The 21,484-nt window shown below is 37.0% G+C and carries 18 protein-coding genes; 15 read left to right on the top strand and 3 right to left on the bottom strand.

From position 1 onward, the window contains the following. The first annotated feature begins 23 nt into the window (after nucleotides 1-23). The 8 genes from J0J33_RS08915 (at nucleotide 24) to nagB (ending at nucleotide 7,089) form a co-directional block, all read left to right on the top strand. Nucleotides 24-1,223, top strand: coding sequence for a CDP-glycerol glycerophosphotransferase family protein (locus J0J33_RS08915; protein WP_206921707.1), 1,200 nt, complete (start codon nucleotides 24-26; stop codon nucleotides 1,221-1,223). 24 nt (nucleotides 1,224-1,247) lie between these two features. Further along, nucleotides 1,248-1,673: a glycerol-3-phosphate cytidylyltransferase gene (gene tagD / locus J0J33_RS08910; RefSeq protein ID WP_019293136.1), complete on the top strand. Its 426-nt coding sequence runs from the start codon at nucleotides 1,248-1,250 to the stop codon at nucleotides 1,671-1,673. Continuing rightward, entirely contained in the window at nucleotides 1,674-2,108 is a 435-nt protein-coding gene (locus J0J33_RS08905; protein ID WP_019293137.1) for a hypothetical protein, read from the top strand. A 16-nt stretch (nucleotides 2,109-2,124) separates the two neighbouring features. Beyond that, nucleotides 2,125-3,309, top strand: coding sequence for a CDP-glycerol glycerophosphotransferase family protein (locus J0J33_RS08900; RefSeq protein WP_240265679.1), 1,185 nt, complete (start codon nucleotides 2,125-2,127; stop codon nucleotides 3,307-3,309). After that, nucleotides 3,299-4,444 carry a CDP-glycerol glycerophosphotransferase family protein gene (locus tag J0J33_RS08895; protein ID WP_206887512.1) on the top strand — a complete coding sequence of 382 codons (1,146 nt, stop codon included), beginning with the start codon at nucleotides 3,299-3,301 and terminating at the stop codon, nucleotides 4,442-4,444. The genes J0J33_RS08900 and J0J33_RS08895 overlap by 11 nt, the downstream gene beginning before the upstream one ends. After that, nucleotides 4,441-5,331, top strand: coding sequence for a phosphodiester glycosidase family protein (locus J0J33_RS08890; protein ID WP_206887511.1), 891 nt, complete (start codon nucleotides 4,441-4,443; stop codon nucleotides 5,329-5,331). Before J0J33_RS08895 ends, J0J33_RS08890 begins: the two co-directional genes overlap by 4 nt. 10 nt (nucleotides 5,332-5,341) lie before the next feature. Continuing rightward, nucleotides 5,342-6,250 (top strand): LCP family protein, encoded by a 909-nt coding sequence (locus J0J33_RS08885; protein WP_206887510.1) that lies wholly within the window; start codon nucleotides 5,342-5,344, stop codon nucleotides 6,248-6,250. 131 nt (nucleotides 6,251-6,381) lie between these two features. Beyond that, nucleotides 6,382-7,089: a glucosamine-6-phosphate deaminase gene (gene nagB / locus J0J33_RS08880; RefSeq protein ID WP_004256319.1), complete on the top strand. Its 708-nt coding sequence runs from the start codon at nucleotides 6,382-6,384 to the stop codon at nucleotides 7,087-7,089. A 42-nt stretch (nucleotides 7,090-7,131) separates the two neighbouring features. On the opposite strand, the gene glpK is transcribed toward nagB, so the two are convergent. Next, nucleotides 7,132-8,622 carry a glycerol kinase GlpK gene (gene glpK, locus J0J33_RS08875; RefSeq protein ID WP_019293832.1) on the bottom strand — a complete coding sequence of 497 codons (1,491 nt, stop codon included), beginning with the start codon at nucleotides 8,620-8,622 and terminating at the stop codon, nucleotides 7,132-7,134. Nucleotides 8,623-8,725: 103 nt separating this feature from the next. Then, complete coding sequence (locus J0J33_RS08870) at nucleotides 8,726-9,334, bottom strand: TetR/AcrR family transcriptional regulator (protein WP_019292736.1); 609 nt, start codon at nucleotides 9,332-9,334, stop codon at nucleotides 8,726-8,728. Between the two features lie 254 nt (nucleotides 9,335-9,588). On the opposite strand from J0J33_RS08870, the gene J0J33_RS08865 reads away from it, so the two are divergent. The 5 genes from J0J33_RS08865 (at nucleotide 9,589) to J0J33_RS08845 (ending at nucleotide 17,649) form a co-directional block, all read left to right on the top strand. Then, the gene (locus J0J33_RS08865) at nucleotides 9,589-13,848 is read left to right on the top strand and encodes a 2-hydroxyacyl-CoA dehydratase (protein WP_206887508.1); all 4,260 of its coding nucleotides are present in this window, start codon (nucleotides 9,589-9,591) and stop codon (nucleotides 13,846-13,848) included. Nucleotides 13,849-13,998: 150 nt separating this feature from the next. Then, nucleotides 13,999-15,048 carry an oxidoreductase gene (locus J0J33_RS08860; protein WP_086582926.1) on the top strand — a complete coding sequence of 350 codons (1,050 nt, stop codon included), beginning with the start codon at nucleotides 13,999-14,001 and terminating at the stop codon, nucleotides 15,046-15,048. Nucleotides 15,049-15,061: 13 nt separating this feature from the next. Continuing rightward, a complete protein-coding gene (locus J0J33_RS08855; protein WP_019293829.1) occupies nucleotides 15,062-15,916 on the top strand; it encodes a hypothetical protein in 855 nt (284 codons plus the stop codon). Between the two features lie 100 nt (nucleotides 15,917-16,016). Next, nucleotides 16,017-16,730 carry a GntR family transcriptional regulator gene (locus tag J0J33_RS08850; RefSeq protein WP_206887507.1) on the top strand — a complete coding sequence of 238 codons (714 nt, stop codon included), beginning with the start codon at nucleotides 16,017-16,019 and terminating at the stop codon, nucleotides 16,728-16,730. Nucleotides 16,731-16,854: 124 nt separating this feature from the next. Continuing rightward, nucleotides 16,855-17,649 carry an SDR family NAD(P)-dependent oxidoreductase gene (locus J0J33_RS08845; RefSeq protein ID WP_206887506.1) on the top strand — a complete coding sequence of 265 codons (795 nt, stop codon included), beginning with the start codon at nucleotides 16,855-16,857 and terminating at the stop codon, nucleotides 17,647-17,649. A 35-nt stretch (nucleotides 17,650-17,684) separates the two neighbouring features. Here the strand turns inward: J0J33_RS08845 and J0J33_RS08840 are convergent, their stop codons facing one another. Then, nucleotides 17,685-18,836, bottom strand: coding sequence for a hydroxymethylglutaryl-CoA synthase (locus J0J33_RS08840; protein WP_019292395.1), 1,152 nt, complete (start codon nucleotides 18,834-18,836; stop codon nucleotides 17,685-17,687). A 122-nt stretch (nucleotides 18,837-18,958) separates the two neighbouring features. Between J0J33_RS08840 and J0J33_RS08835 the strand changes: the two genes are divergently transcribed. Beyond that, the gene (locus J0J33_RS08835; RefSeq protein ID WP_029343395.1) at nucleotides 18,959-20,101 is read left to right on the top strand and encodes a thiolase family protein; all 1,143 of its coding nucleotides are present in this window, start codon (nucleotides 18,959-18,961) and stop codon (nucleotides 20,099-20,101) included. A 9-nt stretch (nucleotides 20,102-20,110) separates the two neighbouring features. Further along, nucleotides 20,111-21,352, top strand: a complete 1,242-nt coding sequence (locus J0J33_RS08830; protein WP_029345761.1) for a hydroxymethylglutaryl-CoA reductase, degradative — start codon at nucleotides 20,111-20,113, stop codon at nucleotides 21,350-21,352. Nucleotides 21,353-21,484: the final 132 nt, after the last annotated feature.

The raw sequence follows: 21,484 nt of genomic DNA, 5'->3' as shown, positions 1-21,484 counted from the left end.
CTCCACTTAAAGAGAATCATAGAATGAATACTAAAGCAATGAATGCATTGCCTGTATGGCTTATTGGAGAAAGACCGGATACTGCTCAAGATACGGGGTTTGCATTTTTTGAATTTCTCATGAAAAACAAATTAGATGAGGTTAATCCTTTTTATGTGATTGAAAGAGGAGTAGAAGATGAGAAAAATTTAGCAAGTTATAATGAAAATTATGTATATAAAAATTCTGAAGAACATTATGAGTTAGCATTGAAAGCTTCTGCATTTTTAGGTAGTCACGATTTGGACTATATCTTACCTTTTAAAATTAACAAAAATTTATCTGCTGCACGTTTTTTCTTACAACACGGGGTGATGGGGCGAAAACCGGCAGAATACCATAAAAAATTCTATGATTATCCTTTTCATGGTGTTACGGTATCTTCATATGAAGAAAAAAATCTTCTCGAGAAAACTTTTGGATATGATAATAAAGAAGTATTTGTAACAGGATTATCTAGATTTGATAAGTTGCCATTGCACCAAGAAATAAAGCAAAAGAAAATTCTAGTCATGCCAACATGGAGAGAATGGATTAATCCTTTAACTAAATTTGAAAATACTGATTACTTTATAAGATGGACTTCTCTGTTAAACAACGATGATTTTATATCAAAGTGTAGAAAAAATAATGTTGAAATATTATTTTATCCTCATTACAGGATGCAGCCTTACTTAGATATATTTAAAAAGAATATTAATCCTTATATAGAAGTAGTTGAACTAGGTCAGATTAATGTCCAACAGCTACTCATTGATTCATCTTTGTGTGTGACAGATTATTCCACTGTTACACATGATATGACTTTCATGTCTAAACCGAATATTTTTTACCACTTTGATTTTGATTTGTTTTTTAAAGATGGGATTCTACGTAAAAAAGAAGATACCTTTTTAGGAGATATTGCTTATTCTGAAACTTTAATCATTAATTTAATATCAAAATATATTGAACAAGATTTTAAAGAATCAAATTTTGTAAGAGCAAATAAAAAGTTGATACTAGAATATATAGATCATGATAATTCAGAAAGAATATATAATATTGTCGCAAAATTAAATAGTAGACAGTTTAAGGATAAAAATATTCATTTGCCGAAAGAAATTAATATCAAGTTACGTCGAAAGTTGAGAAAATCGATAATATTTTCATATATTTTTAACTTAAGAAAATATATGCTGTAAGAACGGAAGATTTATAGGAAATAAATGAACAAAGAAAAAAGAATCCTTGTCGCAGGTACCTTCGACATTCTCCACGAAAGCCATGTAGATATGTTACGCAATGCCAAAAATCTTGGTGACAAGCTGATCGTCATGCTTTCCACAGATGAATTCAATGCCCAAAAAGGGAAAATAGCATATCAGGAATATATGACACGCAAGTATATATTGGAGTCTGTTCGTTATGTAGATCTTGTGGTACCAGAGCAGTCCTGGGATGATAAAACTCTTTACATTGAAATGTTTGATATTGATATTTTTGCCATGGGCGATGATTGGAAAGGAAAGTTTGACTTTTTGAAAGAACAGTTTCCTGATTTGAAAATCATGTATTTTCCGCGTGGTAAAACTTCATCGTCAAGTATCAAACAAGATTTAGGAAAAATGTATATTTCTAATATTAAAGAATAAATGAACGATATAAAAAAAATTCTAACAAAATTAGGCTTGGTCATTAATCCGCTTAAATTAATTAAACTATTGAAGCAAGTCGATTATTTATTCAAGCAAAACCAAAATAATTACCCTAATGATCGAAAGACAACCGACTTATATTTGAAAATTGATAGTAGTATGTATGTTTTTCAAGGAAATAAGTTTTCTAAAGTAGAAAAACTACCTGAGGTATGTAGTTTAATAACTTTAAGTGAAAGGTCTATAACTAAAAGCTTAGCAATTTTAGGAGAAACCGAACAAAAAGATATTTATGTTTTACTAAAAGCTTTAAGTAAAGTAAAAAATGCAGATACATATCAAAAAATATTTGATGAAATTTCAGAAGAGTTTTCTACAAATTTATCAATGAACCAGTTAATTAAAAGTATCAGTAAAGTAGTTTTAAAGTGAAAAAAAGGGAGAAATATTGATTTTACTAGCCAAAATAAGACTATTAATCATTAGAATAATAATGTATCCGTTCCTTTGTGTTTTAGGTGTTACATTAAAAACAGATTCTAAAATAATATTATTCTCGTCTTTTAAGGGAAAATCTTATTCTGGTAATCCCAGATATCTTTTTGAATATATTAAAAATTCAGGTGAATTTTCAGATTATCAATTAGTATGGGCCTTCAAGGATGTGAAATCAATCGCAGGAGCAAAGACTGTTAAGTTTAACTCATTTCAATATTTTTACTATCTTTCTAAAGCCAAATATTGGATTTTTAACTCCAAAATGGCACCTTATTATTATAAAAAATCGGACCAAGTCTACTTACAAACTTGGCATGGTGTTCCTCTGAAGCGTTTAGGCCACGATATTATTGATAATGGTTCCACTTATTATAGAAGTAAACAAAGCTACAAACAGATGGTGAAATCCTATGATAAGGACAGCAGGCATTGGGACTATCTTATTGCTTCTAGTCCTTTTTCCGCTCATGTATTTGAAACAGCATTTGCTTTTCCACAGCAAAAAATGCTCAATGTCGGCTATCCACGGGTTGATTGTTTGGTGCAGCCAGATCCTGCTCGGATTTCGGAATTAAAGAAGAAGTATCATTTGCCTATAAATAAAAAAATAATTCTTTATGCTCCAACATGGCGAGATAATTCTTATAACAATGCGGGATATACTTTTGAATTAAAGGTTAACTTCTATAGTTGGAAAAGAGTGCTTGGAGAAGAGTATATTGTTTTATTTAAACCGCATTACTTGATTTGTAGTACTTATCATATACCTCAAGATTTAAGCGATTTTGTGTTTTTAATGGACCCAAATCAGGACATTAGTGATGCTTACTTAGTGAGCGATGCTCTGATTACAGATTATTCAAGTGTATTTTTTGACTATGCGCAACTGGAAAGACCTATTTATTTTTATATGTATGATCTAGGACATTATGCTAAAGAATTACGAGGTTTTTATCTTAAAGTTCCTGATGATTTACCTAATAATTTTGTAAAAACAGAAGAAGAACTCCTAAAAATGATTAAAGATGATTATTTTGACTACCAAAGGCTGCGAGCTTTTAACGAGAGATTTAATCCGTGGAATGATGGCAGTGCTTGTGAAAAAATTGTAAGTGAGGTTTTTTATGAAACTTAAATCCATCGTGTTAACCTTCATTTTGGCACTCTTCTATCCCTTCACTTTTCTCTGTCGTGTGCATCAAAACCGTGTCACTTTCATTTCACTTGAGCATGAAAATCTGTCCAAGGATTTCAAAATTTTGCATGATAAGTTAAGCGCAAAGCAAGAGTACGAGATAAAAACTTTGCTTTTCAAGTTCCAGCCCACTTTTCTAGGACAACTCCAGTATGCACTGGCTTGTATACAGCAACTTTTCGTCCTTCAAAGTTCGAAACTGGTGATCATTGACTATAACAACTTCGTCATTTCTAAATTTCCCCATCGTAAAGAAGTCAAAGTTCTAGAGATTTGGCACGCCACAGCAGCTCTAAAAAACTTTGGCAACTGTGTACAAAGGGATTATGAAATTAAAAATTATGATTATGCTATTGCTAACTCAGATTTTTATAAAAGAGTGTATGCACAAGCTTTTCAACTCCCAGAGTCTCACGTCATAGTTACAGGCATTCCTAATAATGATAAAATTTTCGATGAACATTTTGTAAAGGCAACTAAAGAGCAGCTTCTTAAAAAGTACCCTGCTTTAGTAGGAAAAAAAGTCATAACCTATGCGCCAACATTTCGTGGGCGGATCAGTACTTACTTTAAAGAAGTTAAAATTGATTTAGCTCGTGTACATCAAGCTTTGGGTGAAGACTATATCCTCATCTACAAGGCGCACCCACTGATTTCGGGTTCGGCTTATGAGAATAATCCTCATGTGCTTTTTATTGAAGAAGAGTCCATCTCCTCGATTTTTTGTGTTACGGATGTTTTAATTACCGACTATTCGGCTATTGCAGTGGATTGGATGGTCTTTGATAAACCTATCATCGCTTATGTGCCCGACTATAAAAGTTATTCTAAAAAACCAGGTTTAACGATCGATTATCTGCAAGAATTTCCCGGAGAGGTTACTTTTAATGAAAGTGAGCTCATCCAAGCGCTCCAAGCAACAGATAGAGCTTCCTACCAAAAAGAAAAAGCCACCTTTTTTCAGAAAACCTACAACTATCGAGATGGGAAAGCAACAGAACGTGTGCTTAGGTTGATTGAAGATCTTATGGCTGAAAAAGCAGTAGAGGAGAATATGGAGAGAGTTGAAATATGAAAATTAAGAAAAAAAGAAATAAGCTAGGTTGGTTTATTGCCTTTGTCCTTTTATTGATTGTAGGATGGGTTTCATTTATGTTTATTGTTCCTAAAAAGCAAGAAAATTCACAAGATCAAGCTCAAAGTGTACAACGTACAGATCAAGAGGAAGGATACATTACATCTAATAGTTCGAAAGAAGCAGTTACGTCTTCTGAAAATATTGTCAAAGATACAGGGGAAGCTAGCGCGATAAAACTAAACTCGAAAGAGGGAGGCGACAAGTTTACTGACCTTTCATCCGGAAGATTTAAAATCTTCAAAGCCAACAATGTTGAAGTATTAAAAACAGCAACTTCGATTGATGCTCCGGCTTTTACTTTGCAAGAAGTGATGCAACAATATCCTGAGACTTTAATCATGAATGCTTCTGGTTTTAATATGAGCACTATGCACATCACAGGGTTTCAGATGAACAATGGAAAACTTTTTAAGGATTGGGGTTCAGATAAGAGAGCTAACACTGCCTTTGTTATCAATAACGACGGTAGTAGTCAAATCTATGACTCTTCTGTACCCGCCTCAACAATCATTGAAAATGGTGGGCAAATGAGTTTCAGTTTTGGTTCGGTATTAATCCGTGATGGTGAAATTCAAAAAAATGATGGTTCAGTGAATTGGATGATTCACTCTTTCATAGCCAATGATGCTCACAATAATCTTTACCTTATTATTTCGGATACAAGTACAGGATACGATCAAATTATGGATAAGTTTAAAGAATTGGATTTAAAAAACGCAGTTGTTATGGATGGCGGCGGATCAAGTCAAATGGCCTTTAAAGGTGAAGTAGTATACCCGAGTCAGGATCAACGCTCAGTTAATGATTTTATCATTCTTAAATAAGGAGAGAGTTATGGGAGAAGAAACTTATAGACGGTCAAGGGGAAAAATAACTACTAAAAAAAAGAGTAAGTTTCCTAAAGTTATCGGTATTACTTTACTTGTCTTGATATTTATTTTTACTGGTTTAGGAGTATTCTTCTATCAAAGTTCAAAAACAGCTATCAATAAGGCTAATACTTTGCATCTTGCAGAAGCGTGTCCGGTAAACTTAAAGAAAGGAGAAACATTTACGACTTTAATTCTTGGAACAGCTCATGTAGATAATGAGAAAGTGCTTATGACTTCCAGCCTTACTTCTACAAATGCGAAGCTCAAAAAAACAAGTCTGATCAATGTCCAACCTCTTTTAGTTTTTCCAGATCAAACAACGTTCTATCAAAGTTATACTCAGGGTGGAGCAGAAGCAGTCAGTAAGAAGTTTAATGAGACCTTTGGTACAGAAACTAATAAAGTAGTGGAAATCAACTTTGATAACATGGGAAAACTGGTCGAGGCTAGTGGGGGAATCGTTGTGCAGAATACAGCAGCTTTTGTATCCAAAGGCTTCAAATTTGAGCAAGGTTCTGTCCAGTTAAAAACAGCAGATGAAGTTTCAGCTTATCTCAGCTTGCTTAACTCTAACGATCAGAAGGGCTATACAGATAGACTACAAGATGTAGCTATTTCTACATTTGAGAATTTGAAAAAGCCTTCCGTCCTTGCGCGACACTCTTTAGCGATTCTGAAAAGTTTTCCTGAGGTTGTCAATACTAACATCAGCTTTCCAGATTTTATGAATATTGTTAAACACTATAAAAAGGCGCTTAAGGTAAGTAAAATAAACGTCCATGCGACTAAAATCCCAGAAAACAAGACCCAACTTGTTACCCAAGAAACGCTAGACAAGGTCAAAAATAAATTTGAAAATACTTTAAAATAAAGACGACATCAAGTCGTTTTTATTTATACTTTCATAAATAAAAAATTGGTAAAAATTGAACTTTCCTATTGACAAGGAAATAAATTAGAGTTATAATGTGTATATACCAATTTGAAAAAGGAGACTCTCTCATGAAAGTTATCACAGTAAAAAACCAACTTGAAGGCGCAAAAATCGGCTTTGACTTACTCAAAGAAGCAATGGATAATGGAGCAAAAACACTTGGACTTGCTACAGGTTCAACTCCAGTAGAATTCTATAACCAAATCGTTAAATCAGATCTTGATTTTTCAGATATGACTTCAGTAAACTTGGACGAGTATGTTGGACTTGATGGTTCAGATGAACAATCTTACCGTTACTTTATGAGCAAACACCTTTTCAATGAAAAACCGTTCAAAGAAAACTTCTTGCCAAATGGTAAAGCAGCAGATTTGGAAGCAGAAACAAAAGCTTATGACCAAATCATTGCTGAACACCCGATTGATTTCCAAATTCTTGGAATTGGTCAAAACGGACACATTGGTTTCAACGAACCTGGAACTTCATTTGAAGAAACAACACACGTTGTCGATCTCCAAGAAAGTACAATTAAAGCAAATGCACGTTTCTTTGAAAACGAAGAAGATGTGCCACGTCAAGCGATTTCTATGGGTATCGCTTCAATCATGGCAGCTAAATCAATCGTATTGATGGCTTATGGCGAATCAAAAGCAGAAGCAATTAAAGGAATGGTTGAAGGTGAAATCACTGAAGATATGCCAGCATCTATCTTGCAAAAACATGCTGATGTTGTTGTTATTGCAGATGAAGCAGCAGCGGCCTTGTTGAGCAAATAATATAATAAATAAAAAAAGGTCCAGAATTCTGGATCTTTTTTTTTATTTAAAAACACGTGTTGCTTCGACAGCTTTTTTCCAACCCTGATGAAGTGTTTGTCGTCGTTTTTCATCCATTTGAGGTTGGAAGCTTTGCCCTTCTGAATAAGAGCTTTTTATTTCCTTCATGTCTTTCCAAAAACCAACTGCTAAACCAGCCAAGAAAGCTGCACCAAGAGCTGTCGTTTCAAGATCCTTGGCTTTTTGCACGGGAATATTTAGAATATCCGCTTGGAACTGCATTAAATAGCTATTATTAGCTGCACCTCCGTCAACTTTCAGTAATGGAATATCAATTCCTGAATCTTCTTGCATCGCATCAATAATGTCCTTGACTTGATAAGCAATGCCTTGTAAGGTAGCTTTGATAATGTCGTTATTGCTGGTTCCTCGGGTAATGCCAAAGATAGCCCCACGAGCATCCTGATCCCAATACGGAGCACCTAAACCCACAAAAGCAGGTACAACATAGACTTCATCATTATTGTTAGAAGCCAAAGCCGCTGCTTCAGATTCTTTACTGTTATCAATCATTTTCAGACTATCACGGAGCCATTGGACAGAAGAGCCAGCAACAAAAACGGACCCTTCAAGAGCGTAGGTAACTTGACCATTAATACTGTAACCAATCGTGGTTAAAAGATCATTGGATAGTTGTGCCTCTTGACCTGTGTTCATGACGATGAAGGCACCAGTACCATAAGTACTTTTAATCATTCCCGGTTCAAAAGCCATTTGGCCAAATAAAGCCGCTTGTTGATCTCCAGCCATCCCTGCAATAGCTATTTCTGAGCCAAAGAAATGATAGGGCTTGGTCATACCGTAGCATTCAGAATTAGAAACGGGGCGAGGAAGCATAGCTGCCGGAATATTCAAGAGGTCGAGGATATCCTGGTCCCATTGGAGATTATGGATGTTAAAAAGCATGGTCCGGCTTGCATTAGAATAGTCTGTTACATGCGTTTCACCATCGGTTAATTTCCAGACTAACCAACTGTCAATAGTACCAAAGAGCAATTCACCACGTTCAGCACGTTCCTGCGCGCCGTCAACCTTATCTAAAATCCAACGTATTTTAGTGGCTGAAAAGTAAGAGTCAATAACAAGACCAGTTTTTTGGTGGATAAGTTCAGAATGGCCGTTTTTTTTCAAAGTATCAGCTATGGCTGCCGATTGTCTAGATTGCCAGACGATTGCATTATAAATGGGCATGCCTGTTTTTTTATCCCATACAACGGTAGTTTCACGTTGATTGGTAATACCAATCGCTCCGACTTCTGCAGGTTTGATGCCTGATTGGATAAGTGCTTCGGAGACAACAGATTGTACCGAATTCCAAATCTCATTGGCATCATGTTCAACCCATCCAGCTTGAGGAAAATGCTGCTGTAACTCTTTTTGTGAACTGCCGACGTGCTGTCCTTGCTTGTTAAAGATTATCGCGCGAGAACTTGTTGTCCCTTGGTCAATTGACATAATGTATTTTGCTTGCATGTAGAGCTCCTTGTATACTTCTCATTATCTTAATTATATCAGAAGTAGCAGAAGGGAGAAAACTATATCTGCACTATAAAACAAAAATACTTACAGCCGAATATTATGATTTTATATTTACACCTAAAACTGTCAAGTGACCATTTGAAATTAATTTAACGATAAGATGTGCAAAATCACTCGGTTTCATGGTACTTGGTGAAGAAACCCACCATTTAAGTGTGCCTGCTAAGATAGAAGTAATATAGCTGATGACAAAATCACTTGGGACTAATACATCGTGTTCTCGAATTTCCAGCTTATCAAAAAGTTCGGTATAACGTTCGGTTAATATCTCGATAAAACGATTAATAATCGTTTGGTCCTGTGATTTATCTATCACAATTTGTGCTACTTCTGGATTTTGACGTACAAAGTCGTAGAAGCGCGCCAACATCTCTTCAATATCATTGACATAGACATCAGTTCCATCTACAGGATTTTGTTCATCTAAAATTTTGATAAAATCCATGATAAAAGTATCAATTAAACTGTCATAAAGATCTTGCTTGTCGGCATAATGTGCATAAAAAGTTGCACGATTTATCATTGCAGCATCTGCAATTTCTTGAATGGAAATTTTTTCAAATTTTTTATTTCTTAACAAAGAAAAGAAAGCTTGTGTAATCATTTTTCGTGTTCTTAAGACACGTAAATCATTTATTTTAGCCATATTAATACATTTCCCCTTTACTTGTAGGTTAAACAACATAATAGTAGTATCTGTTGTTTATTATAGTCCTTTATGATAAATTCTACCGATTTAAGCTATGTAAAATATTTTTGACATAAACGACACGCAACTTTTAAATGTTGTTTAAATGACATTAACTTGTAACTTGACGGTTGAAAAATGAGGAATAAATGATAAAATAGACAATGAATAAGATAAGCAACAGCCTGTCAAATAGAGAAGGAAAAAATACTATGAAAAGTTATAAGGCTGGGATTGATGTCGGCTCTACTACAGTAAAACTCGTTGTTTTTGATGAGGAATATCAGCTCCTTTTTAGCCGATATGAACGTCATTTTTCAGATGTAAAAACGGCAACGATAAAAGTATTAAAAGAATTGTTGGAAGAGAGAGGCGAGTGTTCACTTACCTTAGCAATCACAGGCTCTGGGGGAATGGGACTTGCAGATGTAATTGATGTCCCTTTTATCCAAGAAGTTATTGCTAGCTCGATTACTATCGAGAAATTTATTCCTGAAACAGATGTCATGATTGAACTTGGGGGTGAAGATGCCAAGATGACCTTTTTTGACGCAGGTACCCAAGAACTACGTATGAATGGGACTTGTGCTGGTGGGACAGGAGCTTTTATTGACCAGATGGCGGCTTTACTCAAAGTAGATGCTGCGGGTGTCAATACATTAGCTAAAGACTATGAGAAAATATACCCCATTGCTAGCCGTTGTGGAGTTTTTGCCAAAACAGATGTTCAGCCCCTTCTCAATGAAGGAGTACGCAAAGAAGATATAGCTGCTTCAATCTTCCAAGCCGTGGTGAATCAAACGATTGCTGGGTTAGCTTCCGGTCGTAAGATTACGGGAAAAATCGCTTTTCTCGGTGGACCGCTCTATTTTATGAGCGAATTGCGCAAACGTTTTATTGAAACTTTGGACATTGCAGAAGAGGATGTTATTTTTCCGGAAAATCCTCAACTTTTTGTGGCGATGGGTGCTGCTCTTGCTGAGGAAACAAGAACAAGTACGATTCGTACTTTAATTGATAATCTAGAAAGTGACAATAGCGACAGCTTGATTCCACAGGATACGTTGGATCGTCTTTTTGAAAATGAACAAGAGTTAGCAGATTTTCGAGCACGACATGCTAAGGCAAAAGCAAGCTATAAAAAGCTCTCTGAACATCAAGGAGCAACTTTTTTAGGGATTGATGCTGGATCAACCACAACAAAAATTGTGCTCATTGATGGTGAGGGTCATATTCTTTTTGATCATTATGGTTCAAATAATGGTGAACCTTTAGAGTCAGTCATTGACGTCTTAAAAGAAGTCTATCGTTTACTGCCAAAAGATGTTTATATTGCCAAATCTACTGTGACCGGCTATGGTGAACACCTGATTAAAGCTGCACTCCGAGTCGATTACGGGGAAGTTGAAACGATGGCGCACTATAAGGCAGCGGACTATTTTAATCCCGGTGTAGACTTTATTTTAGATATTGGTGGGCAAGACATGAAAGCCATGCGGATCACCGATGGTGCTTTAAGTTCAATATCTTTAAACGAAGCTTGTTCTTCTGGTTGTGGTTCTTTCATTGAAACTTTCGCTCATTCTTTGAAATACGATGTGCGTGACTTTGCTGAAATTGCACTATTAGCAAAACATCCTGTCAATCTGGGCTCACGTTGCACAGTCTTTATGAATTCGAAAGTGAAACAAGTCCAAAAAGAAGGTGCGACTGTAGGAGATATCTCTGCTGGTTTAAGTTACTCTGTCATCAAAAATGCCCTCTATAAAGTAATTAAAGTTAAACGTCCTGAAGAATTAGGAACAAAGATTGTCGTTCAAGGTGGGACTTTCTATAATGAAGCTGTACTTCGTGCTTTCGAAAAAATCTCCGAACGTGAAGTTGTCCGTCCCTCTATAGCAGGACTTATGGGCGCTTATGGCTGTGCTTTAATTTCGCTAGAAAAGGAGGAGTATGGGCAAAAATCAAGAATTCTGAACTTGCACGATTTGGAAGCTTTCAGCACACAAAAAGAATTTATGGTTTGTGGCCTTTGCGAAAATCAGTGTAAAATGACGTTGACCGTCTTTAATGACGGCAGTAAGTTTGTTACAGGAAACCGCTGTGAGCGAGGCGCAGAAAAAGCAACACAAGTAAAAGTTGACAAACGTGATAAAAAGGTTAATCTTGTCGACTATAAATACAAGAAACTTTTCAAATACCGGAGCTTAACCAAGAAAAAACAGACCCGTGGAGAAATAGGGATTCCGCGTGTCCTAAATATGTATGAAAATTATCCGCTCTGGCATACCATGTTAACGGATTTAGGTTTCCGAGTAATATTATCCCCTAAGTCTGATAAAGAACTTTTTGAAAAAGGAATTGAAACAATTCCTTCTGATACAGTTTGTTATCCTGCCAAGCTATCACATGGACACATTATGTCCTTGATTCAAAAGGATGTTCCGGCTATCTTTTATCCTTCAGTGCTTTATGAACAAAAAGAACAGGCTCAAGCAGAAAATAATTATAACTGTCCGATTGTTCAGTCTTATCCCGAAGTGATTCGTAACAATATTGATGAAATTCGAGAAGGTAAAGTTAAATACCTTCATCCATTTATTAATCTAGCTGATCAGGAAGGTGTAGCTGTCAATGTCCATAAAGCTTTGCTTGGGCAGGGTTTCAAAGTGGATTTATCTGAAGTGAAGGCTGCAGTTTTCCACGGTTTTGAAGAGATGGAGAACTTCAAGCAAGACATTCGGGATAAGGCAGAAGAGTTGCTCATGCAGATTAACCTTAACAAGGAAAAAGCTATAGTTCTCTCAGGTCGTCCTTATCATTTGGATCCAGAGATTAATCATGGCATTGCTGACATTATTACGCAAGAAGGTTTCCACGTCCTTACAGAGGACAGCATTGCACATCTTGAAGAAGTTGCTGGGCTGCGCGTTGTTAATCAATGGGTTTACCACTCACGCCTTTATGCTGCAGCGCAAGTAGTGTGTAAAAATAAAAATTTGGAATTAGTACAATTGAATTCATTTGGTTGTGGTTTGGATGCAGTGACAACAGACCAAGTCGAAGAAATTATGCGCAACCATAATAAACTCTATACAGTCCTTAAGATTGATGAAGGCTCAAATATGGGAGCAGTGCGTATTCGTTTACGTTCTCTCAAGGCAGCAGTTTCAGAACGTAGTCGACATGGTGTTGAAGAAAATATTCAAATCAAAGAAATTGTTGAAACACATCCGGTTTTTACAAAAGAAATGGCTAAAAAACACACGCTTCTCATGCCAATGTTGTCGCCAATTCACCAAGAAGGCTTGCTTGAGAACGCTTTTGCAGCTTCAGGTTACAATGTAGTTGTTTTGCCAGAAACCCAAAGCTCGGTGAACAACGGACTAAAATTTGTGAATAATGATTCTTGCTACCCTGCAATCATAACGATTGGTCAACTCATCGAAGCTCTCCAATCTGGCGAATACGATGTAAACAATACATCCGTCATGATGACCCAAACAGGTGGTGGATGTCGCGCAACAAACTATATTCCTTTACTTCGTAAGGCACTTGTCGATGCAGGTTTCCCCCAAGTTCCAGTGGTAAGCTTATCCATGGGCAACCAAGGGACAGAAAAAGGCTTTAAGTTTACTGTGCCACTTTTGACTCGTTTTATGATTGCTGTGCTTTATGGAGATTTGTTTGAGCGCGTGGTTTATCGGACGCGGCCTTATGAAGCTGAAAAAGGTTCAGTCAATGCACTTCATGCGAAATGGTTAGAAAAAGCACAACATAATGTTAAATCTGCTTCTATTTTTGAATTCAACAAGAACATGAAACAGATAATCAAGGACTTTGATAATATCGAACTCCTTGATATTCAAAAACCTCGTGTGGGTGTTGTCGGTGAAATTCTGGTTAAATACAGCAAAACTGCCAATAATGATATTGTGAGCATTATCGAAGAAGAAGGCGCTGAAGCAGTAGTTCTCGATTTGATTGGTTTTATGAACTATTCTTTATACAACCAAATTTGGAAAACAGATGAGATTGGTTTTGCTAAGAAAAATAAATTGATGGCAAAAACACTACTCTCTATTATTAATATGTTGGAAAAACCGATGGATAAAGCTTTACGTGCTTCTGACCGTTTTGACGGTATTGAGTCTATTTATGAAATAGCGGCTAATACAGAAGGAATCGTTTCAGTAGGTAATCACACAGGTGAAGGCTGGTTCTTGACAGGAGAAATGATTGAGCTGTTGCAAAAAGGCGTTCAAAACATCGTCTGTCTCCAACCATTTGGCTGCCTTCCCAACCATATTGTCGGTAAAGGAATGCTGAAAGAGTTACGTCGGCAATATCCGGGTGCAAATATTAGCCCAATTGATTATGATCCAGGTGTTTCTGCGGTCAACCAGCTCAATCGGATTCGTTTGATGATGGCAACAGCTAAAAAAGCAATGAAGGAAGAAGTAACAGTTTAAAATAAAAAAAGCATTTTTGTAAATGCTTTTTTTTACTTAATTTTAGTTGGGAATTTATATTCTTGACAATTCTATTTTTTAAAAGTATAATTCAATTTATATAAAAGTATAGTCTTTTATAAAGAAACATATATATTTAAAGAGAATCTTATGCTTACAATGGGATTTATCGGTTTTGGGAAATCAGCAAATCGCTATCACCTTCCTTATGTTATTCTGCGTGAAAACATCAAGGTTAAAACAATTTTTGATTTACACATTAATGAAGAACTTGCAGCACCATATTTGGAAAAGGGCGTGCATTTCACAACTGATTTAGAAGAAATGCTGAAGGATGATGACATACAACTTATCACAATTTGTACACCAGCCCACACGCATTATGAGCTGGCTAAGAAAGTAATTGAGGCTGGAAAATCAGTAATCGTAGAGAAACCTTTTGTTGACACATTGGAACATGCCAAAGAGTTGCTCGCCTTAGGGAAAGAAAAAGGTGTTATGGTGGCTCCTTACCAAAACAGACGTTTTGATGGGGATTATTTGGCAGTAAAGCAGGTTATTGAGCGTGGCTTACTTGGAGACATTCTTGAAGTGGAAGCGCACATTGATTATTATCGTCCAGGATCAATAACAGAAGAAGGTCCAAAAGAAGCAGGTGCGTTTTATGGTTTAGGTATTCACTCTATTGATAGACTCGTGGCACTTTTTGGGCGTCCTGAAGCAGTAACTTATGATATTAGAAACAATGAAGTTGCAGAAGCAGTAGATAATTATTTTGACGTTGATTTGCACTATGGAAACCAATTAAAAGTTAAAGTAAAAACAAATCATCTGGTGGCACAAGATTATCCAAGATTTATTGTTCATGGAACAAAAGGATCCTTTATTAAGTACGGTGAGGATCAACAAGAAAATGATTTGAAAGCTGGAATTATGCCTGAAGTATCAGAATTTGGGGAAGATAGTCCGATGAATTATGGTCTTGTTAAATATCAAAATGCAAATGGCGACTGGATTGAAAAGCAAATAAAAACACCTGTTGGCGATTATGGTCGCTATTACGATGCTGCCTATGAAACTATTATTAATGGTGTTGAAAAATTAGTGAAAGATGAAGAAGTTATCACCAATATTGAGATTTTGGAAAATGGCTTTAACCAAGTTTCACCTTCGGTTTACCGTTTAAGCATGTTGGACTAGGAGATATAGCACTATGAAAAGAATTTTAGGATATGAAGCTTCTGATTTTACACGAGAGAGTACATCAAAAGAATTCAAAGAAGCTATTTTAAAAGCAGAAGGACGCACAATACTCGTGGATCTAGCTGCAGAAAATGCACCACTCTATCCAGAGGTTACAAATGGTGAAATGGCGGCAGCTTTTGGTGCAGATTTATTACTTTTGAAAGATATTGATGTGCAAAAGATGGTCATTCCTGGATTAGGGGAGGTTAATGACCTCTCAGAGTTACGGAAGTTAACAGGAACCGCTGTTGGTGTCAATTTAATTATCAAAGATACCGGACCTGAATATAAGAGAGTGACAGAAGCATCGATAAAGGAAGTTCTTCGCAAAGGAATAAATTTCTTATCATTAACAGCATATGTTACGCCTGAAGCAAGCCCAGAGCGTATCGTAGAGGATATTAAGCTGGTACGTCGTTTCTATAATGGCTTTTTAATGCTGAATCCCGTTGTCTCACATGGCTCAGATTTGGTTTGGGAAAACTTAAAAGCCTATATTGATGCTGGAATTGATATGCTTGACTTACCTGCTCCGGGGGCTGTACCAGGTACCACAGAAGAACAAATCGCACGATTAGCCTTTGCGACTAGAAAAACAGGTACATTGGTGGACTGTGTGGTTGGAACTTCGCAAGAAGGTGCAGATAAAAGTACGATTCAAAGTTTAGCTTTGGCGGCCAAACGTGCAGGTGCAGATGTCTTTGAGCTGGGAGATGCAGGCGTAGCTGGAATGCCAGCTCCCGAAAATATTTTTCATGCTTCAATGAGTATTCGAGGAAAACGTCACACTTATGTGAGAATGGCGCGCTCAGCCAATCGCTAATAAAGTAAAAATCATAAGTGATAGTAACTTATGATTTTTACTTTATTTTCCTACGATATTGTGTAATAATAATGAGAATGTCAGTTTATGAGGTCGGTATATGAAAAAGAAACAGCCAAAATATTTAGTAATTTATGAAGATGTTAAGGAAAAAATTTTGTCTGGTCACTATCCTATCAACTCCAGGATTGCAGATGGTAACGCCTTAGTACAAGAGTATGATGCAAGTTTAATGACCGTGAAAAAAGCATTGGATATTCTTGTGTCAGAGGGTTTTTTGATCCGGCGAAGAGGTTATGGAACGATAGTAAAAGATTGGACCAAAGGCAAAAAAGCGCATCTCTATGCTGTAGAGGGCTCTTCCAAGCGTCATTCAGGACAAATGGAATCTAAAGTTTTAACTTTTGAAGTCGAGCATCCAAATGCGGATATTGCTCATAAATTATCCATAGATGTAGGGGATTTCATATATCGTATTGAACGGGTAAGGTATGTCAAAAAGGTGCCAACGATTATTGAGTACACTTATATGCCCATTTCCATTATTCCACAATTGAAATATTCCCATCTAACGGGTTCCATTTATAAATATATCTTGGAAGAACTTGGTCTTGTTATTCAGAGTTCATTTCTTAATGTTAAAGGTGTACGTCCCAACGCATTAGAAAAACAGACTATGCATCTTACAGATACGGATTTTCTGATGCAAGTCGAGCAAGTTGCTAACCTTGATGATGGACGTATTTTTGAATATTCGATAGCCCGTCATTTACCTGAGTCATTTAACTTTGAGACAGTGATCTTTAACAACTAAACACAGGGCAAAACTTACTTTTAGGTTCCTAAGTTACTCAAAAGTAGGTACTATACAAGTAGGATAATCTGCTATATAATGATTAGAGTACAGAAGTGAAGCTAATGACGAAAGGACCAAATAAATGGATTTAAAATTAACAAATAAACTTGCTTTAGTTACCGGATCAACCAAAGGTATTGGACGTGCGATTGCTGAAAGTCTTGCGGCCGAAGGTACCGATGTTATTATTAATGGCAGAACTTCGGATGTTGTGGATAAAGTAATTGAAGAACTTAATAAAAAATATCCAAACCAAACTTTTTATCCAGCAGCCTATGATTTATCAATAGAAAATGAACGACAAGCTCTTTTTCAAGCTTTTCCAGAAGTTGATATTTTAGTCAATAATATGGCAATATTTAACGATGCAAAGTTTGAAGACATCGAATTAGATGAATGGCGCCGTTACTTTGAGGTTAATTCAATATCAGGGATTGCTTTAGCTCAATTTTATCTTTCTAAAATGAAGACAAAAAATGCTAATGGGCGTGTCATTTTTATCGCATCAGAAGCAGCAATTATGCCAAGTCCAGAAATGCCGCATTATTCTATGACCAAAACGATGAATCTGTCTTTAGCGAAATCCTTAAGCCGTGAAACAGTAGGTACTACGGTAACAATAAATACAGTAATGCCAGGATCAACATTAACTGAAGGTGTTGAGAATTTATTGGCTTCACTTTATCCAGATATAGAGTCTGTTGAAGAGAGAAGTCGCGCCTTCATGTTGAACAATCGTCCAACATCAACGATTCAACGTTTGATTCATCCTGAAGAAATTGGTAATTTTGTCGCTTATGTCGCTAGTCCTCTTGCAGGTGCTTTTTCTGGTGAAGCTCTTCGTATGGATGGCGGGCTTGTTCCGACAATTTTTTAAATAAACAAAAAAACATTGGCCGTAACCAATGTTTTTTATTTACGATAAAGTCGTGTTGAATTTTTTAATTCAGCAAGGCTATAGGGCATAGGATCAGAGAATTTTTGATCAACATGTGCATCCAGACTTTCTGAGAACATTTCTTCATATTCTGGAATAGAAAGTTTTTTACGATTGTCTAAAAGAGCTTGGTGCTCTGATTTACGGAGATGTTTCTCAAAGCCATCAACTAATTGACCAGAGAAAAATTCGGCAACTGTTCCAGAACCATAGCTGAAGAGCCCAATCTTATCATCTGCTTTTAAATTTTCAGCATTTTCTAGCAAGGAAATCAAACTGAGATAAAGCGAACCTGTATAAAGATTTCCTACACGACGATTATAGACAATTCCTTTCTCATACTGCGCCAGAAGATGTTCTTGAACTTCAGAACTTTCATTTTCAAGTTGAGGAAGAAGTGCTTTTTTTCCCATCTTAGTATAAGGAGTATGGAAAGCTAAGGCAGCAAAATCAGAGAAACTAAGGCCAGTACGACGTGCATACTCTTGCCAAACTTTAGCAAAAGCCTCGATATAAGTAGCATTTGAAAACTGACCATCAACAGTTGGATAAGTATCACCAAAAGGACGCCAGAAGTCATAAATATCTTGTGTCAAGCTGACAGAGTCATCATTGAGTGCTAAGATATTAGGGTTAGCTGCAATTAACATGGCTACAGCACCAGCGCCTTGTGTGGGTTCGCCACCTGTGTTCAAGCCATATTTGGCAATATCAGTTGCGATAACGAGAACTTTGCGCTCTGGGTGACGATAAACATGGTCTTTAGCCATTTGCAAGCCCGCAGTTGTTGCATAACAGGCTTCTTTAAGTTCAATAGAACGCGCAAAAGGTTGAATATCAAGTAAACCATGAACAACAACAGCAGAGGCTTTTGACTCATCAACAGAAGACTCGGTCCCAACAATGACCATGTCAATTGCTTGCTTATCTTCTTCAGTCAGAATTTCAGCAGCTGCGTTGGTCGCAAAGGTGATGAGATCTTGGCTGATCGGATTGACTGCCATTTGGTCTTGTCCAATACCGATATGAAATTTAGCAGGATCAATGTTACGCGCCAGCGCTAAATCAGTCATATCTACATAAGTTTCAGGAACAAAAAAGGCAAGTTTGTCAATACCAATATTCATATATATCCTCCAGTTTATATGCTTTATTAATTTGTATGTTTAAGCTCCAATTTTAACATAAAAGATTAAAAATTGGAAAAAACTTTTAACTATTTGGGGCAGAAATGTGCTATACTTGGCTTATGAAAGAAATAGTAATTATCGATGCGCTTCGTACGCCTGTCGGAAAATATGATGGTGCTCTGTCAGATAAGACAGCTGCAGAACTGGGTGTTCATGTAGTTAAAAATCTACTTGAGCGCCATGAAGATATTAAAGATGACGTCAAACAAGTGATTTTTGGCAATGTACTACAGGCTGGTACAGGGCAAAATATTGCACGTCAGATCTCAATCAATAGTGGTTTATCTCACCATGTTCCGGCTTCAACGATTAATGAAGTCTGTGGTTCAGGTATGAAGGCAGTGATTCTCGCTAAACAACTTTTACAACTTGAGGAAGCGGATGTCGTGATTGCTGGGGGAACAGAATCCATGTCTCAATCCCCAATCATTCGTCACCGTAAATCTGGCGAAGAAGTTCTTACAATGATGTCTGAGGGCTTGGTAGATGCCTTTAATGGCGAGTCTATGGGTTTGATCGGTGAAACAATCGCCGAGCAATTTGAAATTAGTCGTGAAGAACAAGATCGCTTTGCTCAACGTTCGCAAGAAAAAGCTCTAGCTGCACGTACAGCGGGTGCATTTGAAAAAGAAATTGTACCATTTTCAGATTTAGCAGAAGATGAGACAATTCGTGCAAACTCGTCATTAGAAAAGCTTTCTTCACTACGTACGGCCTTCAGTGAAAACGGAAGTGTAACGGCAGGTAACTCATCGCCAGTAAATGATGGTGCATCTGCTTTGATTTTAGCAAACGATGATTATGCCGAAGCCAAAGAGCTTCCAGTCTTGGCAAAATTATTAGCTAGTGAAGAAGTTGGAATTGATCCTGAAATTATGGGTGTTTCCCCGATTAAAGCCATTCGCCAATTGCTTGATCGTACAGATTTGGATATTGAAGATATCGACTTATTCGAAATCAATGAAGCTTTTGCGGCTTCCAGTGTTGCTGTAAATCAAGAACTCAATATTCCAGAAGAAAAAGTGAATATTTATGGTGGAGCTATTGCTTTAGGGCATGCTATTGGTTCATCAGGAGCACGTGTCTTGACTACTTTAGCTTATGCACTTCAACGCGAAAATAAGCGCTATGGTATTGCTAGCCTTTGTATTGGTGGCGGTCTCGGTTTGGCTGTCCTCTTGGAAAACCCTAATTTAGTGTAAGCAATGAATATGAAGAAAAAATTTTACCAAATGAGTCCAGCAGAGCGTCTGGATTTTCTTGACTTAAAGTCAGAAACACGACAAATTCTAGAAGAAACAGTACTTGATGCGGCTTTAGCAGATAATCTCATCGAAAACCAAATCAGTGAATTCGAGCTACCCATGGGCTTGGCGCAAAACTTTGTCATTAATGGCAAAAAATTCCTTGTTCCAATGGTAACCGAAGAACCTTCCGTGATTGCAGCTGCAAGTAATGGCGCAAAAATAGCTGGAAATTTTCAAACGGTGCTTTCGGAACGATTAATGCGAGGGCAGATTGTTTTTTATGATGTTGATCAGGCAGACCACTTAATGCAGACTATCGAAGAAAATCAAGCAGGTATTTTTCGTGCTGCCAAAGAAGCTTATCCTTCCATTATTAAACGTGGTGGTGGTTTACGACAGGTGAGCAGTAGAGCTTTCGGAGCAGAAGGCTTTGTATCCGTTGATTTTAAAGTGGACGTGAAGGACGCAATGGGAGCGAATATTGTTAATGCCATTTTGGAAGGCGTTGCTAATCTTTTTCGCACATGGTTTCCAGAGCAAAAAATATTATTCAGTATCTTGAGCAATTATGCTACGGAATCTTTGGTTAAAGTTAGTTGTGAAATTCCCGTTGAACGACTGAGTAAAGGTAATAATGGGCAAGAAGTTGCGGAAAAAATTCAGGCGGCTTCACGTTTTTCTAAAATTGATCCTTATCGTGCTGCCACACATAATAAAGGCATTATGAATGGCATCAACGCTGTTGTCCTTGCCACAGGAAATGACACGCGTGCTGTGGCTTCTGGAATTCATGCTTATGCAAGCAAGGAAGGAAGCTACCAAGGTCTAGCGAAATGGGATGTCAAGGATGGCTTACTTTTGGGAAGTCTTGAGCTACCATTACCGGTGGCGACGGTTGGCGGGGCAGTGAAAGTTTTGCCAAAAGCTCAAGCTGCTTTAGAACTCTTAGAAATTACAGAAGCCAAAGAATTAGCACAGGTCATGGCTGCAGTTGGTTTGGCACAAAATTTGGCTGCTTTGCGTGCTCTAGTTTCTGAGGGAATACAGCAAGGACATATGAGTTTACAAGTTCGGGCCTTAGCAATGACAGTTGGCGCGAAAGACGAAGAAATCACTATTTTGAGTGAAAAACTTCGCCGAGAAAAAGTAATGAATCAAGCGATAGCTGAAAAACTTTTGCTAGAGATTCGTCAGAACAACAAATAATCAAGGCTCACAACTCGCTTTGCTCCCTACGTATTGCCATTCTAATCTGCTAAAGCAGAAAGAATGGTAATAAAAATGCTGTCAAGTTTTTTTCTTGACAGGGAAAAATTTTATGCTATAATAGTTAAGTAA

This window comes from Lactococcus sp. LG1267 (assembly GCF_017309545.1).
Taxonomy (GTDB): Bacteria; Bacillota; Bacilli; order Lactobacillales; family Streptococcaceae; genus Lactococcus; species Lactococcus petauri.
This window is presented reverse-complemented; position numbering and strand designations above follow the sequence as displayed.

What these genes read in the sequence shown, in the direction of transcription:
- J0J33_RS08905 (WP_019293137.1), top strand. Translation starts at nt 1,674, where the DNA reads ATGAACGATATAAAAAAAATTCTAACAAAATTAGGCTTGGTCATTAAT.
- J0J33_RS08855 (WP_019293829.1), top strand. Translation starts at nt 15,062, where the DNA reads ATGAAAAGAATTTTAGGATATGAAGCTTCTGATTTTACACGAGAGAGT.
- J0J33_RS08885 (WP_206887510.1), top strand. Translation starts at nt 5,342, where the DNA reads ATGGGAGAAGAAACTTATAGACGGTCAAGGGGAAAAATAACTACTAAA.
- J0J33_RS08850 (WP_206887507.1), top strand. Translation starts at nt 16,017, where the DNA reads ATGAAAAAGAAACAGCCAAAATATTTAGTAATTTATGAAGATGTTAAG.
- J0J33_RS08895 (WP_206887512.1), top strand. Translation starts at nt 3,299, where the DNA reads ATGAAACTTAAATCCATCGTGTTAACCTTCATTTTGGCACTCTTCTAT.
- J0J33_RS08870 (WP_019292736.1), bottom strand. Translation starts at nt 9,334, where the DNA reads ATGGCTAAAATAAATGATTTACGTGTCTTAAGAACACGAAAAATGATT.
- J0J33_RS08835 (WP_029343395.1), top strand. Translation starts at nt 18,959, where the DNA reads ATGAAAGAAATAGTAATTATCGATGCGCTTCGTACGCCTGTCGGAAAA.
- J0J33_RS08845 (WP_206887506.1), top strand. Translation starts at nt 16,855, where the DNA reads ATGGATTTAAAATTAACAAATAAACTTGCTTTAGTTACCGGATCAACC.
- J0J33_RS08860 (WP_086582926.1), top strand. Translation starts at nt 13,999, where the DNA reads ATGCTTACAATGGGATTTATCGGTTTTGGGAAATCAGCAAATCGCTAT.
- tagD (WP_019293136.1), top strand. Translation starts at nt 1,248, where the DNA reads ATGAACAAAGAAAAAAGAATCCTTGTCGCAGGTACCTTCGACATTCTC.
- nagB (WP_004256319.1), top strand. Translation starts at nt 6,382, where the DNA reads ATGAAAGTTATCACAGTAAAAAACCAACTTGAAGGCGCAAAAATCGGC.
- J0J33_RS08890 (WP_206887511.1), top strand. Translation starts at nt 4,441, where the DNA reads ATGAAAATTAAGAAAAAAAGAAATAAGCTAGGTTGGTTTATTGCCTTT.
- J0J33_RS08840 (WP_019292395.1), bottom strand. Translation starts at nt 18,836, where the DNA reads ATGAATATTGGTATTGACAAACTTGCCTTTTTTGTTCCTGAAACTTAT.
- J0J33_RS08830 (WP_029345761.1), top strand. Translation starts at nt 20,111, where the DNA reads ATGAAGAAAAAATTTTACCAAATGAGTCCAGCAGAGCGTCTGGATTTT.
- J0J33_RS08865 (WP_206887508.1), top strand. Translation starts at nt 9,589, where the DNA reads ATGAAAAGTTATAAGGCTGGGATTGATGTCGGCTCTACTACAGTAAAA.
- J0J33_RS08915 (WP_206921707.1), top strand. Translation starts at nt 24, where the DNA reads ATGAATACTAAAGCAATGAATGCATTGCCTGTATGGCTTATTGGAGAA.
- glpK (WP_019293832.1), bottom strand. Translation starts at nt 8,622, where the DNA reads ATGCAAGCAAAATACATTATGTCAATTGACCAAGGGACAACAAGTTCT.